Here is a 14,435-nt window from a genome sequence, read left to right on the forward strand (position 1 = left end):
TTTTACTCCTTTCCAAGCAGTCCTTCATAGGCTCTGTCATAGTCTTCCAGCAATTCCTTTGCCAGTGACCAGGAACTGACCAGGGGGTGAAGCATCAGTGCTCGTGCTGCACACGTAAGGGAACCTGTCTTCACAGCCTCCACGGTCAGACGCTCATAATTTTTGATCAGACGCATGAGAATGCCGCACTGCGGGGGCACCTCTGTGACTGCCACCGGGCGGATGCCCTCAGAAGATACGCGGCAGGTCACTTCCACCACATCCTTGTCCTCCAGTCCCGGAATACAGCCCTGGTTCTCCACAGAGAGCACCAGGTATTTTCCCTCCGCACTCTGCATGCCTTCTATGCAGTCCAGCATAACACCCGCATATCCCATTCCGTCGGGCACCTCCAGACTTCCTTTTTCCGCAGCCGGGCGTTTGGCGGCCCCGGATTCAATACTCATATAGGAGTTCTCCCTCAGCTGCATATAATATAAGAATATCTGCAGTGCCCCCTCCGGGTCGGCATCCATATCCATGTTCTGCAGTTCGCTCATCATCTGTAGGTTTAGCTTTTCTATGGTCTCCCCTCGGGCGGTACCGGATTTTTGGATATTGGCCAGGGCTTTCTCTCTGTGATAGTAATAATACAGATACTCATTTGGCAAAAATCCTATGGAACGCAGCAGTTCCGGATCAAACATGGCAAATTCCTGGATTTTCCCAAGAAAATCGTCATCCGCCAGAAGCTGTGGAAGGATCTCTTCCCCCTCCTTTTTCACGCTCCGTATCCAGGAGAGGTGGTTCAGCCCAAAGAATTCCACATACAGGTCATCCTCCTCTGTCCCCAGGCAGGCAGCCATACGGAACTTTGTGCTGCTTGGCGCATCACAGATCCCAATGACACGGTCATAGCCTGCTGACCTAAGAGCCTGCGTCACAAGCCCGGACGGATTGGTAAAATTAAAGATCCACGCATTGGGTGCATACTCTTTTATCATCCTGCAGTAATCCAAAAGCACAGGAATGGTGCGCACTGCCATGGAAAATCCCCCCACCCCTGTGGTCTCCTGGCCGATGACGCCGTGCTTCAGGGCAATCTTCTCATCCAGTACACGGGAATGGTCACCGCCCACGCGCAGGGTGGTCACTACATAATCAGCACCCGCAAGAGCCTCCACAGGTGTCTGCGCTGCCCATACTTTCAGGTTTTCTCCCCTCCTGTCCACAACATGTCTGCACAGGCGCTCAATGATCTTCTGTTTTTCCTCCTGGATATCATAAAGCACTACCTCATCAATATGCAGCTTTTTATATCTTTTTAAAAGTCCGTTGATAAATATGACGGTCCTCACTCCGGCACCGCCTATGACAGCTATTTTCATTGCCGATCTCCTTTCACTTCTTTCTATTTATGTAACGGTTCAGTACCCTCACAGTTACAGGCAAAAATCCATGCAAAATCGCCTTTGCCGATGAGATTTTTGCTTGGCCGTGGTACACTTTCCTACGGTCAGCGCAGTGAATGCGCAGACCTACTGAATAGTCACCTATTTTTCTCAATAAAACGCAGCATTTCTTTTTCCTCAGGGAAACCGGTATTGCCCCCATGAGCGGATACCGAGCAGGCACCGCAGGCGTTTCCGTACTGCAGACAGGCCCCCATATCCTCCCCTTTCAGAAAGCCGTAGATAAACCCTGCATTGAAGGAATCCCCTGCTCCGGTGGTGTCCACAGCCTGTACCTCATAGGAAGCACGGCGGTGGACAACACCTTCTTTCACTGCCAGGGCGCCTTTTTTTCCCAGCTTGACCACAGCGGCCCCGCATCTCTCTGCAAAATGAAGGGCTGCCTCCTCTGCCGAATCCGTCCTGCCGTAATGCTCCGCCTCCGTCTCATTCATAAAAAGGACATCGATCCACGGAAACAGCTCATAGATCCTGCTGCTCCAATTCCCGGAAGGATCCCATCCCACATCAAAGGAGACTGTGGCCTCTGTCTCTGTCTTCACCCGGCGCAGCAGCCGTGCGTAGGACTCATGGGAGTCCTCCCCCTCATATCCCGTCACATGGATATGCCGGGCCTGACCTGCCTTTTCAACCTCTGCCCTATCCATGCTGATATCCCGGTTCGTTCCCCTGTAAGTGAGAAAGGAACGGTCATGTTCGTTGGTGAAACTCAGGGAGATTCCGGTCCGCTCCCCCTTCCTGGTCACAAGCAGTTCCGTGTCCACACCGGCCTGCTCAAAAGTCTCCCGGATCATGTGTCCGTAGCAATCGTCTCCCACTGCCCCCTGGAAGACCGGATGGAGCCCCAGCCTGCCAAGGCCCAGCGTAAACAGAGCTGCACCGCCTCCCACATACGTTTCCATGGAGGGGACAAGGTCCTCCTGGCCCGGCGCCGGAAACTTCTCCACACCGGGAATGATAATATCAGCATTCACGTCTCCATAGACATAGACATCCCACTTCTTTTCACTCATATTTCTGCTCCTTTTGTCTTTATCTGCAAAATATCTGTTTTCCTGCCCGTCATACCCAAAAACCGGCTTTCAGCGCGAACTAAAAGCCGGTTTTTTGTCAACCCTTAACTGCCCCAATCATGGCACCCTGAGCAAAATACTTCTGCACAAAGGGATACACACACAGAATCGGAACTGTGGTGATCACCACCGCTGCCATTTTCAGGGAATCTGATGTGACTGCCGTGGCGTTCTGCGCCAGGGCCTGAGCCACGGATGTAATCTCCTGCTGGGAACTCATGGCCTTACTCAACATCTGCTGGAGCACGGTCTGCACCGGCCATTTGGATGTATCACTCATGTAGAATGCCCCGGCGAACCAGTCATTCCAGTGATTCACAGCCGTGTAAAGCCCCACCACCGCGATCACAGGCTTACTGAGCGGAAGCATGATACGGGAATAGATCTGAAAATAACTGCACCCGTCCAGCTTTGCCGACTCCTCCAGACTGTCCGGAATCCCTTCAAAAAAGGTCCTGGCCATCAGCAGATAGGTCACGCTCACCAGTGACGGAACCACATAAACCCAAAAACTGTTGAGCAGATGCAGGTTCTTATACTGGATATAGGTGGGGATCATACCTCCGCTGAACAACATAGTAAATGTGATCAGCATGGTGATCAGCTTGTTGCCCGGCAGTTCCTTCTGTTTCAGGGAAAATGCCGCCAGGGTGGTCACCGTCAGACTTAACCCGGTACCGATCACGGTTCTGGCGATGGTGTACCCATAAGCCCGGACAATACTGCCGTCCCGGAACACTTCCTTAATGTTGTCAAACGTAGGCATTCTGGGCCAGAACCAGATACCGCCCCGGGCGGCATCCTTTCCGTCATTAAACGCCAGAACCAGCACATTCAGACAGGGCAGTATGATCACCAGACATACAGCAATAACGATCATGTATACAATAACCTGCACAGCGATATCTGTCCGGCTGGACTTAATCTTGGTTTTTTGGCCTTTACTCATCTTAAGCACCCTCTTTCACCTGTCAATGATAAAAGTTAACAGCATCTTTGTCTTTGTTGTAGACATCCGCCACATAGTCCTCAAACTTCTCCACACCTGCTGCTTTTAACTGACCGCGGAAAGATTCAATGATGCTCTTCACCTCGTCATCTGTTTTGGCGAAACATGCCTGGACAAATACTTCATCCCAGTTGAGCAGATCCATCTGTGTCTTCACATCTTCCAATCCTTCTGAGGACAGATACGCCGGTGCGTCCAGTCCCGGAATCAGTTTTTTCACATACGGATAATCCGCTGCAACCTCAACACTTCTGGCAAAGGTATCATTGGCAGACGCACCCGGTCTTGCCTCTCCGAAGTTATTGATATTGTCTTTATTGGTCAGTACAAATTCAAAGAAGTAGTTTCCGCTGCCGCCGAATCCTGCGCCCACCTGGTTGAGCAGATAGTCCATGTTGCCGTCGCTCAGAGCCTTCTGCACCTCTTCCTTGAGGACCGGTTTTCCGTCGACCATATCGTAGCTTACGCCCTCAGCTCCATACTGGGCGATCATCTGTCCCTCTTTTGTGGAGAGCCAGTCAAAAAACTTGAAGATCTCCTCCGGGTTCTCCGCATCCGCAGAGATCGCCATGCATCCCCTTGCCGTCTTACCGTGTGTTACCTTTTTGTTGTCGCCCTGAATGTCATTGAGGGGCCCCAGGGGGATCCAGTCGTCGGTCTGGTAAATAATATCCGTATAATTATTGACGTCAGCGATGATCGCGGAGTTATAACTCTTGCAGGCCTCCTGTGCACGGGTGGAGTCCATGGTGAAAAATTCCGGGTTCATAAGCCCTTCATCTATAAGGCGGCGGATATAATTGATCTCGTCATAGATGGAATCACGCTCTGCCTCATGCTTCACTTTTCCGTCGGTATCTATATTGTAGTTTTTGCTCACACCCCAGCGGTATCCCGGACAGATATACTCCAGGGTATCCACAGAACCGCCCCAGTATTTTGGTCCCAGCGGATAGACCGCATTTCCGTTCTTGTCTTTAAAACCGCCTTCTTTGATCTTCACAAGCAGATCATAGAAATCATCCTGTGTCCTGATATCATCCACATTAACCCCAAGGGCATCCACAATAGACTTCTGGATATACATGCCGCCCCGGTAATCCTCCTCCGGATCATATGTCAGGGACTTGTCTGTGGCATCCACATTCATCTGCCACAGATATACGCCGTCCAGGTCATCCCGGAATGTGACGTTTTTATAGGAATCCCAGGGAAGATAGCCTTCCTCATAATATCTGGAATACACCTCTGAATCTTTCATGTACTCCGATACATCCGCGAACATTCCCTCTTTTGCCGCCTTGGACAGCAGCGGGAACTCCGGTCTTGTAGAGTTGTCCAGATAGGAAACGATCACATCCGGAATGGTACCTGATGCCAGCTGGGAAGCCAGCACTTTTGCATCGCTGTCCCCGGGGGTATATTTCACATCCAGCTTGATCCCTGTCAGCTCCGTAATCTTCTTCATCGTTGGTGTGTTGTTTAAATCTTTGGGAAGGGAGTTTCCAATGTCATCCACATATGCCTGGACCGTGATCGTACGGTCTGCGATCCAGGTATCCGGTTTTCCTTCTTTACTCTCTGTACCTGTATTTTTAGCTGTCTCTTTGCTGTCTCCTCCGCACCCCGCCAGAACACCTGCCGTCATGGCGCCGCAAAGCGCAAGGGCCAGAACTTTCTTTACTGCTTTTCGTTTCATACCTTTTCCTCCTTTACCTTCTCCGATCACGCTACCATAGCCCGACTTCTGTGATCTTTTTACATACCTTGTTACAGATTACAACCAGGATCAATCCCACAACACCCTGTATCAGCCCGATGGCGGTTGCATATCCAAATTGTCCTCCCTGCAGGCCCACACGGACCACATATACATCCAGAGTATCTGCCAGAGTCATATTGCCGGGTGTACGCAGCAGCCAGATCTGATCTACCCCTGAGGAGAGCAGGCCTCCGATCCCCATGATGAACAGCAGACCGATGGTTCCCCTGATCCCGGGTAAAGTAATGTGCCACATTTTTTTCAGTTTTCCGCATCCGTCCATCTCCGCCGCCTCATAAAGAGCTGTATCTACGCTGCTGATCGCCGCCAGATAGATGATGGAATCCCATCCGATATTTCTCCACAGGTCCATGGAAAACAGGATTTTCAGGAAATACTTGGCATCCATCATAAAGAAAGTGCCTCCGTCCCCTCCAAGACCTGCTATGAGCTGATTCAGAATACCGGTATCCGGTGCAAGGATCCTCTGAAGCATTGTCACAATGATAACGGATGACAGGAAATGAGGCAGGTATGTAATGGTCTGCGTCACTTTCTTAAATTTCATGTTTCTGATCTCGTTGAGCAGCAGTGCCAGAATGATTGCGAACGGAAACTCCAGCACACATTTGATAAACCCAATCCTGAATGTATTCAGGATCAGCCTGGGGGCGTCATAGCTTTCAAAAAATGTCTTGAAGTATTTAAGCCCTACCCAGGGGCTTCCCCAGATGCCCTTGTTAAAAGAGTAATCCTTGAAAGCCAGAACGGAGCCGGCCATGGGCACATAGCAGATCAGTGCGTAATAGATCAGTGCCGGCAGCAGCATCACGTACAGTGGCCAGTATCGGACAAGCCGTTTTCCAATGGGCTGCTTTTGTTGTTTTGGCTGCTTTTCTTTTTGCATTTGGTATCCTCCTTCCTTCTGGTAACTATTATATTTTTTTCTCACGAATTTCCACAATGGATAAAAATCAATTATTTCATGGACATTTCTCTTCCCTGTCAGCCTCAGGTGTTATTGTTCACTCTGTGTCCTGTGTACCGTAACCTTCAGGTTCCAGCACCGCACAGATCGGATAATGGTCAGACAGCCAGATTTCCCCGTCCCTGTCCTCCCATTTTTCCACACTTCGGCAGCTAAATGGCGTGCCGGCAAAAATATAGTCAATACTCTCCGGCATATCCTCCGGCTCAAACCCATGGTAGGTGATGCCGATTCCTTCTGTGACATTTACAAGATCCCTGCGGCACTGCAGGACTTCCAGTTCCGGGCTGTCCGGCTCTGCGTTGAAGTCCCCGGCCAGGATCACAGGAATACCCCCAAATGCCTGCTCCCGGTCTGCCCTATCTAACAGCAGAGTTAGTCCCAATCTTCTGGCCTCTGTCCCCAGATGGTCCAGATGGACGTTATACAGCCGGAACAGGTATCCTTTTCCCATCTCTTGGGCATATTCAAACACAGCACCGGTGCAGACCCTGGGACAGATACTCTGGCACGCGTAACGGCTCCCCGGCACCTCCGGCTTGTCTGACAGCCAAAAAGTATCCATGGAGATCAGATTCACCCTGTCCTTTTTGTAGGCCACGGATACCTGCTCATCCCTCAGATTTTCATCCCTGCCGCACCCTATCACATAATATCCCTCTAAATGCTCTTTCAGCCACACCGCCACATGGGGAAGCACCTCCTGAAAACAGATGATATCCGGCTGCTCTTTCTGAATCTTTGCGGCGATCAGTTCCCTGCGCCGGCAAAAACAATTCTCTTTGTCCTGCCCAAAATCGCAGCGGATATTAAACGTGACCAGTTTCATACATTTTCCTCCATTCTCCCTGCCGCACCTTTTATAAAAGCCAAAGCCAGATCGGCTGGGACCAGGCTTTCTCTCCGGCCGCGTTCTTCACTACAAGGCGCACATATTCCTCGTCTCCGTTCAGGACAAAGGTTCCGCTTTCTAAATTTCCCTGGTCATCATGAAGGTGTCCGCTTCTGTGCGGGGTCTTAAAATATATGTCCGTACAGCCGCTGCAGAGGGCACAGGCAGCACCGTCCTCCACATAAAAATCATGGATCAGAGGACCTGAGGAGGCATAAAAGCTTCCGTCTCTCAGCGCCTCGAAGATACCCCTGTGGGTAAGCTCCCGGGCTTTTGCCATGATAAAGCCGCCCAGGCTGTGCGGTCCCAGTTCATGGGTATCATCTGACGCAAAGCAATACGTCCTGTTCCTCACAAACAAAAAATGATCGTAATACGTCTCGGAATTTCCATTACTATCCTCAAACTCTGCCACATGATTGTAGATTTCCATTCCCAGCAGTCCGTGGATATCCTTGATATCCGTGGAGTCCACCTTGGACCAGTAGGGATGGGCATAGATGGTGACATTGCCCCGCTGTGCCATATACTCAAGGATCCTCTGGGGGGTGCACAGGGTATTGCCTGTTCTCTCCTCCTCAAAACGGTAATCATCTGGTATCCGGTTCGTCCCAGGCAGACCGATACTCACAAGATGATGGTCCTTGCGCTCAGGCATCTCCAGATCCAGCTCTGTGCCGGGAAATATGAGAAAGTCCTCCCTGTTTAACGCTTCATGGACCCCGTAGACCCAGTGATCCGTGATAGCCAGAAAGGAATACCCCTCCTGCCTGTACCGCTCTGCCACCTCCCACGGCTCACCGCTTCCGTCTGAGCGTGTGGTATGGGTGTGGAGATTTCCCTTATAAAATTTCCCGGACTGATACAATGTTCTCTTCTGCATCTTCTATCCTCTCTTCCCAAAATTCTGCCTCAGCAATTTGGCATGGGCCTATTATAAAGCACTTTATTTTCAAAATAGAATGAAGATTTCTCAAAAAATCTATGGACAATTCTACGATACTCCCAAATCTATTGAATCCTGTTTTTATGTGTAGTATCATTTAGCCAAATTCTATTAACACTTTTTTCGGGAGGAGATACATCTATGAAAGTACTTTATAAGGTTGGAGGGACACTGTCAAAAGACTTTATCGGACAGATTTCCTATACCGTATGCCTGGACCAAAAATACGAGGAACTGGACATCGGGTTTTCTTTTGATAAGCAGAGATACACAGCCGCGGACGTGACAGAAGACGTGATCAGGGACTTGACAGACTACTGCCGAAGCCATTATGGCCTGGAACTGCCTCCCGATGCAGATCCGGTAAAAGAAATTACAGAAGGTACCAAAACGGAGATCCACACACTGGCCTCTCTCAATGACCGGTTCATCGGCTGTATCCACCGGCAGCTCACTGACAGACACATGCACTTTTCAGCCTCCTTCGCCACAGAGGGCTGTATCCCTCAGACGGAACTGGAAGGAGTCCTGAAGGTGACCATACTTGTCTTCAATGTCCTGATGGATGACACACATTATACGCTGCAGGTTTCTGCCAAATAAGGAGGTTCTCATGTACAAACGACTGGAATTACATAATCACACCACAGAGTCCGACGCTTCCCTCACCTGTGAAGATCTGCTTCACTGGATGGAAGCAGATCAGGTGGATGCCTTTGGCCTTACAGACCACAATACCATCTCCGGCCATCCCAAAATGCAGAAGCTGCTGCAGGAACGCAGCTTGGGCATACAGTGTATTTACGGCATGGAATACACCACCTATTACGGACACATCCTCTGTCTGAACTTAAAAGAGTATGTGCCTTGGGAAACCATTGACCGCCGCCGCCCGGAGCTGTTGTTTCAGGCCATCCAAAAAAAGAATGCCCTGGCAGGCATTGCCCATCCCTTTTCCTACGGCTACCCCTTTGCCCGGGGATGCCGCTTTGAGATGGAGCTTACAGATTACAGCTGTGTGGATTTTATTGAAATCTTCAATAACCCGGAACCGCTTCACCAGGTCAATGAAAAGGGACTGCTTCTCTGGGAAGACCTGGTGCTGAAGGGACTGCCCATTGCCATGACCTGCGGCATGGACCTGCACGGACGCTGGGAGATGGGGGATCAGTTTGCCACTTTTATCCCGGGGGAACCGGGCGGCGATATTTCTGCGGAACTGGATCTGGCAGTCCGCAGCCAAAAGACCTGTATCTCCAAAGGACCGGTCCTGGAGGTTTCCATGACCCCTGACAGCCGCTTCCTTACCTTTCATCTGGCTGACACTAAAAAACCCGGCTTCTCCTGTCCGGATGCCTCCGGTTATCTTGTCACGCTCAAAACCCCGGCGGAAACTTACACCGCAGACCCTGACCGGATGTTCCCCATAGCTAAACTGAAGGGTGCGGAATATGTGATCCCAAAATTATACTATAAAACTACGGATATTGAAAACCTGATCTGTGTAGCCCCGGTCCTGCACCTTGCAGGGCAGAGCCGCCTGCCGGGGATGTGACGTTATGAAATGGAAAGGTATCTATTCCCACCGCATCTTTACGCAGCTTGTTGTCTTTACTCTTTTGATCAGTCTGATCCCCACCTTGTCCATCACCAGTTTTCTGTTCTACAAGCTGGAGAACATGGTCAAGACAGAGCTTTCCAATTCCTATCGGCAGATGACCTCTCAGTACATAAAAAACATTGACGAAAAATTGACCCAGTACCAATACAGCCTGGACGTGATCGCCGACAATACGGTGATCCTGGAAGCTCTGGTGAATGAGACAAAAAGTCCTTACATTAAAGGAGAACAGATCAGCAGTGAAGTCACAAAGTCCCTGCTCCTGGACCGTCAGAAAGAAATCCGCAATTGTATGCTTTACTCTGATATAGATGAGTACCCCGTTTACGGAAACCGTGCCTCCATGGTCAAGGAGGCCGGACACGAGGAATGGTTTCTGCGGGAACGCGCTGTGAAGGAGGGCAGCTTCAGCTATATCTCCAGCGCAGGCAATGTACCGGTTCTCTCCTTTGTCAAAAACATAGAAAATGTCAATATCCATAACTATGAAAAAAAACAGCTCGGTTTTCTAAAGCTGGACCTGTACATGGAGCTGGTCTTCAAGCCTGCCGATGCAGACCTTGAGAAGGACTCCTCCTATGATGTCATTGTCTACAGTGACAAAAATGAACTCCTGTATTCCTCAGCCCCCCGAAAGAATCCCCTGCTGGACGCATGGCTTAATACGGAAGACTCCACAGAGCTGCTTGACGGCTTTACCGTCAAACATGAGACTCTGAAGGAAAGTTCCCTGAATGTCCTGCTTTTGTTTGACAATCATCAGCTGGCTGTCAAGCAGCAGACCGTAAGGCAGATGGTCCTGCCCATCCTTCTCGGTGTTACTCTGCTCATTATATTCTGGGCCTGGCTCTACAGCCGGAACTTCTCAGCCAGGATCGGATGTCTGGTCCAAAAATTCCACAAGGCGGAGACAGGTGACCTGAATATCTACGGGCCGATCGCAGGCAATGATGAAGTGTCAGAGCTGGACCGCCAGTTTTCTCACATGCTCGGGAAGCTGAATGCCCTGATCCAAAAAAATTATATCCGGGAACTGGAGAACAAAGAAGCCCAGTTAAAAAATCTGCAGCTTCAGATCAATCCTCATTTTCTCTACAACACCCTGGAGACCATCAGCTCCATGGCCGCAGTGAAACAGGTATTTGATATCTGCGATATCTGTCAAAAACTGGGGGAGATCTTCCGCTACAACCTGGGAAAAAATTACGGGGAATTTGTGACTGTGGCACAAGAACTGGGCCATGTACAGAATTATATCTTTATTATCAAAAAGCGATACGGAAACCGGTTTGAAGTATTCTACAATATCTCCCCGGACACAGACCAAGTCATGACCCTCCGCTTCATCCTGCAGCCCATCATTGAGAACGCAATCCTTCACGGGCTGGTCAAACAGACCACCACAGGTACCCTGGAGCTGTCCGTCTGGGAGGAGGACAACTGTCTGATGATACGCGTGGAGGACGACGGGATCGGCATGGATATCCAGAAAGTGGAGGAACTGAACCGCTCCATAAATGTAGCCGACAACCTGACCAAAACAGGACGGAACATCGGTATCCGCAATGTGAACCAGAGAATCAAACTCGCCTGCGGGGAACGGTACGGCATCACCGTAAAAAGCACTCTTCACTATGGCAGCCAGTTTGATATACGGCTGCCCCTCATTCGGAAAGGAGAAAAAACGGATGAATAGTAACCTGCTGATCGCAGATGACGAAGAACTCATTAGAAAAGGCCTGATCGCCCGTCTCAGCTACCTGGGATTTGAATTTGACCAGATCATGGAGGCAGAAAGCGGCTCTGAAGCGCTGGAGGCTGTCAGACAGAATTCCATATCCATTGTCATCACGGATATCAAGATGCCTGATATGGACGGACTCTCTTTTATCCGTGAGGCCAAGAAACTCTCTCCCCATCTGCGTTTCATGGTGTTAAGCGGTTACGCCGAGTTTGAATATGCCAAAACTGCGTTAAGTCTGGGTGCCAGCGCCTATCTGCTGAAACCACTGTCCAACAAGGATTTAAAGGAAGAGCTGGACAAACTGCTCATGCAGGTGGAGGTGGATACAAGAATACGCAGGGACATCACTTCCAGGAAAAAACTGGAGGAGGAGAATATTGCGTACACGCTGGAAAAGGAAGTCAATGCCCTCCTCCACGAGCCGGCAGGGGAAACTTCAGCAGCAGACAAATATCCAGCATTCTATCAAAAGATTTCTCCTCACCCCGGAAAACGCCTCCTCCTGGGGGTCATCAGCATTGAAGAAAAAAGCTGTGAGAATCATTTCAGCAAAGGGGACACCGAACTGATCCGGTTTGCAGTCAAAAATGTGTTTGACGAGATCAGTTCCCCCGGCAAGGTCCTTCTGGTCAACAGCATTATCCACAAACATCAGATGTATGCCGTCTTTGAGGGCAGCAGCAGTGAATCCTCCGTTCTCCGCCGGGAGGTGGAACAGTTCTTCCTGGAGATGCGGACAGTTCTGGAGAAACAGATGGGTATTTACCTGACCATGGGCATCAGCAGCCAGACCCGCAGGCTCTCTGCCGGCGTGTTAGGGGAGGCGGAATCCGCACTCCGTCAGCGTACCATCTACGGTGACGGCAATCTCTATTTCTATGAGGACAATGCGGTCTTTTCCGGAAAATCTTTCCCTGCTTCCGAGCTGTACTTCCTGGAACAATATCTGGTCCAGGGCAACATCAACGGCATACACAAGCTCCTGTCCGAATTGTTCTCCGAGGAAATGCTCCTAAACTGCGGGGTTTCCTACATCAGGATCTTGTGGGTGCGTATCCTGAACCTCCTCTTAAAATATTATGAGCCGGAGATACGCCAATACATCGGCGTGGAAGACCTTCTGCACAACTTCCGGGTCCTGGATGAACTCTGTCTTCCGGAAAAAATACACCGTTATATTTCGGAGATCGTCACTGACTGTATCAGCAAGCGGGGTATGCAGGATGCCAGTTCCAAAGACAAGATACTTCTGGCAGCACAATATATCAAAAAACATTATAACGAAAACCTGGCCATAAACAGTCTGGCAGAACTCTACAACATGAGCCCCAACTACTTCTCCTCTGTCTTCAAGAAGGAACTGAACCAGTCCGCGGTAAACTATATCACGGAAGTCCGTATGGAAAAAGCCAGGGAATACCTCAAAGACACTGACCTGAGCGTGATCGAGATCGCAGAAAGGGTGGGCTATGAGGACAGTCAATACTTTTTCCGGGTCTTTAAAAGGACAGCCGGGGTCACACCCCTTCAGTTCCGCCAGCAGCACAGGCGCAATACATCCATGTAGAAATATCTACTCCAAAATGTTGATATATCCATTTCCCCTTTTTCTGTTCTGATGTATATTGTTGAATGCAGAAAAAAGAAAGAAGAGGTATATCTCATGAAAAGATTTCACAAGCTTGAAAGTAATAAAATGGCACTCTGCCTGTTCCTGCTGTGCTGGTTCGCCTACTTCACCTCCTACATCGGGCGGCTGAATTTCTCTTCCGCTATGACCGCAATGATCGATGAGCAGGTACTGGCCGGGTCCCAGGCGGGCTTCATCAGCATGGTATATTTCTTCGCCTACGGCATTGGACAGATGTGCAACGGACTGCTGGGGGACAAGTTCCATCCCGGACGTATGATATTCACGGGGCTTGCCGCTGCCGCCGCCGCCAATTTTGTCATGGGGTTTGTGGATTCCTTTTTCCTCATGGCTCTGGTCTGGGGCATCAACGGCTACGCCCAGTCCATGATCTGGCCTCCCATCATCCGGATCTTTGCGGAAATGCTGCAGGAGACACAGAAGGTACGCTACTGTATCCACATTGTCTCCTCCCAGGTGGCCGGGACGCTGGGCGCCTATCTCCTGGCCGCAGCCGTCATGTGGCTGGCAGGCTGGAAGGCTGTGTTCGGTGCCGCTGCTCTCTGCCTGGGCGTTATGGCCGCTGTATGGTTCTTTGGTTTTAGCCGCATTGAGAGGTACAGTCAAAGTCACGGAAAAGATGAGGATACAGCCTCAGATACTTCCGGTCCCGTTCCCCAAAATACAAAGGCAGTACCTTTCGCCTCCCTTCTGTTCAGCTCCGGCCTGCTGGCAGTGGTATTTCCGGTACTGGTCCACGGAATGCTGAAAGACGGTGTAGCCACATGGGTGCCCACATTCATCAGCAAAACTTTTCTGACTTCTCCGTCCCTCTCCGTACTGGTGACAACGGTTCTCCCTGTGGTAAATCTGGTGGGCGCATATGCGGCACAGTATGTATACCGCCGGGCAGGCAGGCGGGCCATGAAAGCCGCCATCCCCTTTTTCCTGCTGGCTGCAGCGGCGCTGACCGGCATACGTCTGGCAGGCAGCCTGTCCATTGTCCTGACGGTGATACTGTTTGCGCTGATCACCGCCTCCATGATGGCAGTCAACACCTTATTTGTGAACCTGCTTCCTTTGAACTATGAAAAACAGGGGCGTGTCTCCACCGTATCCGGTTTTCTGAATTCTGTGGCCTATCTGGGAACCGCAGTCTCCACCTTTTCCATCGGGGTCATGGTGGACCATCTGGGATGGACCGCAACCGTGACCAGCTGGATCATAGTGACTGCTGCAGCCCTTTTGGTCTGCATCCTGAAATCCCTGCGTGAAAACGCCCTGTCTAAAAACCTTTGAGAACCGACAAGTGCTGCCGG

Annotated in this window: 12 protein-coding genes; 5 read left to right on the forward strand and 7 right to left on the reverse strand. The window is 50.4% G+C overall.

The features are described 5' to 3' along the window. Window positions 1-2 precede the first annotated feature (2 nt). From CI595_RS05510 to CI595_RS05540, 7 genes are all read right to left on the reverse strand, one after another. The gene (locus tag CI595_RS05510) at window positions 3-1,367 is read right to left on the reverse strand and encodes a family 4 glycosyl hydrolase (RefSeq protein ID WP_095172235.1); all 1,365 of its coding nucleotides are present in this window, start codon (window positions 1,365-1,367) and stop codon (window positions 3-5) included. 161 nt (window positions 1,368-1,528) lie between these two features. Beyond that, window positions 1,529-2,464 carry a carbohydrate kinase family protein gene (locus CI595_RS05515; RefSeq protein WP_095172236.1) on the reverse strand — a complete coding sequence of 312 codons (936 nt, stop codon included), beginning with the start codon at window positions 2,462-2,464 and terminating at the stop codon, window positions 1,529-1,531. Window positions 2,465-2,561: 97 nt separating this feature from the next. Next, a complete protein-coding gene (locus tag CI595_RS05520) occupies window positions 2,562-3,473 on the reverse strand; it encodes a carbohydrate ABC transporter permease (protein ID WP_095172237.1) in 912 nt (303 codons plus the stop codon). A gap of 22 nt (window positions 3,474-3,495) precedes the next feature. Next, entirely contained in the window at window positions 3,496-5,232 is a 1,737-nt protein-coding gene (locus CI595_RS05525; protein ID WP_095172238.1) for an extracellular solute-binding protein, read from the reverse strand. Between the two features lie 31 nt (window positions 5,233-5,263). Beyond that, window positions 5,264-6,202, reverse strand: coding sequence for an ABC transporter permease (locus CI595_RS05530; protein WP_095172239.1), 939 nt, complete (start codon window positions 6,200-6,202; stop codon window positions 5,264-5,266). 118 nt (window positions 6,203-6,320) lie between these two features. After that, window positions 6,321-7,112, reverse strand: coding sequence for an endonuclease/exonuclease/phosphatase family protein (locus tag CI595_RS05535; RefSeq protein ID WP_095172240.1), 792 nt, complete (start codon window positions 7,110-7,112; stop codon window positions 6,321-6,323). Window positions 7,113-7,143: 31 nt separating this feature from the next. Next, a complete protein-coding gene (locus tag CI595_RS05540; RefSeq protein WP_095172241.1) occupies window positions 7,144-8,058 on the reverse strand; it encodes a CehA/McbA family metallohydrolase in 915 nt (304 codons plus the stop codon). Between the two features lie 204 nt (window positions 8,059-8,262). Here CI595_RS05540 and CI595_RS05545 point away from each other — a divergent pair, with 204 nt between their 5' ends. The 5 genes from CI595_RS05545 (at window position 8,263) to CI595_RS05565 (ending at window position 14,415) form a co-directional block, all read left to right on the forward strand. Then, window positions 8,263-8,724 carry a DUF6669 family protein gene (locus CI595_RS05545; protein ID WP_095172242.1) on the forward strand — a complete coding sequence of 154 codons (462 nt, stop codon included), beginning with the start codon at window positions 8,263-8,265 and terminating at the stop codon, window positions 8,722-8,724. Window positions 8,725-8,734: 10 nt separating this feature from the next. Continuing rightward, window positions 8,735-9,676, forward strand: coding sequence for a CehA/McbA family metallohydrolase (locus CI595_RS05550; protein WP_162291812.1), 942 nt, complete (start codon window positions 8,735-8,737; stop codon window positions 9,674-9,676). Between the two features lie 4 nt (window positions 9,677-9,680). Further along, window positions 9,681-11,438, forward strand: a complete 1,758-nt coding sequence (locus CI595_RS05555; RefSeq protein ID WP_095172244.1) for a sensor histidine kinase — start codon at window positions 9,681-9,683, stop codon at window positions 11,436-11,438. Next, complete coding sequence (locus CI595_RS05560) at window positions 11,431-13,053, forward strand: helix-turn-helix domain-containing protein (RefSeq protein WP_162291813.1); 1,623 nt, start codon at window positions 11,431-11,433, stop codon at window positions 13,051-13,053. The genes CI595_RS05555 and CI595_RS05560 overlap by 8 nt, the downstream gene beginning before the upstream one ends. A 96-nt stretch (window positions 13,054-13,149) precedes the next feature. Further along, on the forward strand, window positions 13,150-14,415 hold the full coding sequence (locus CI595_RS05565; RefSeq protein ID WP_095172246.1) for an MFS transporter: 1,266 nt from the start codon (window positions 13,150-13,152) through the stop codon (window positions 14,413-14,415). Window positions 14,416-14,435: the final 20 nt, after the last annotated feature.

Source organism: Blautia hominis (genome assembly GCA_002270465.1).
Taxonomy (GTDB): domain Bacteria; phylum Bacillota; class Clostridia; order Lachnospirales; family Lachnospiraceae; genus Blautia; species Blautia hominis.

Coding starts and splice junctions, on each gene's coding strand:
- CI595_RS05550 (WP_162291812.1), top strand. CDS start 8,735: ATGTACAAACGACTGGAATTACATAATCACACCACAGAGTCCGACGCT.
- CI595_RS05540 (WP_095172241.1), bottom strand. CDS start 8,058: ATGCAGAAGAGAACATTGTATCAGTCCGGGAAATTTTATAAGGGAAAT.
- CI595_RS05510 (WP_095172235.1), bottom strand. CDS start 1,367: ATGAAAATAGCTGTCATAGGCGGTGCCGGAGTGAGGACCGTCATATTT.
- CI595_RS05530 (WP_095172239.1), bottom strand. CDS start 6,202: ATGCAAAAAGAAAAGCAGCCAAAACAACAAAAGCAGCCCATTGGAAAA.
- CI595_RS05555 (WP_095172244.1), top strand. CDS start 9,681: ATGAAATGGAAAGGTATCTATTCCCACCGCATCTTTACGCAGCTTGTT.
- CI595_RS05545 (WP_095172242.1), top strand. CDS start 8,263: ATGAAAGTACTTTATAAGGTTGGAGGGACACTGTCAAAAGACTTTATC.
- CI595_RS05515 (WP_095172236.1), bottom strand. CDS start 2,464: ATGAGTGAAAAGAAGTGGGATGTCTATGTCTATGGAGACGTGAATGCT.
- CI595_RS05560 (WP_162291813.1), top strand. CDS start 11,431: ATGAATAGTAACCTGCTGATCGCAGATGACGAAGAACTCATTAGAAAA.
- CI595_RS05535 (WP_095172240.1), bottom strand. CDS start 7,112: ATGAAACTGGTCACGTTTAATATCCGCTGCGATTTTGGGCAGGACAAA.
- CI595_RS05520 (WP_095172237.1), bottom strand. CDS start 3,473: ATGAGTAAAGGCCAAAAAACCAAGATTAAGTCCAGCCGGACAGATATC.
- CI595_RS05565 (WP_095172246.1), top strand. CDS start 13,150: ATGAAAAGATTTCACAAGCTTGAAAGTAATAAAATGGCACTCTGCCTG.
- CI595_RS05525 (WP_095172238.1), bottom strand. CDS start 5,232: ATGAAACGAAAAGCAGTAAAGAAAGTTCTGGCCCTTGCGCTTTGCGGC.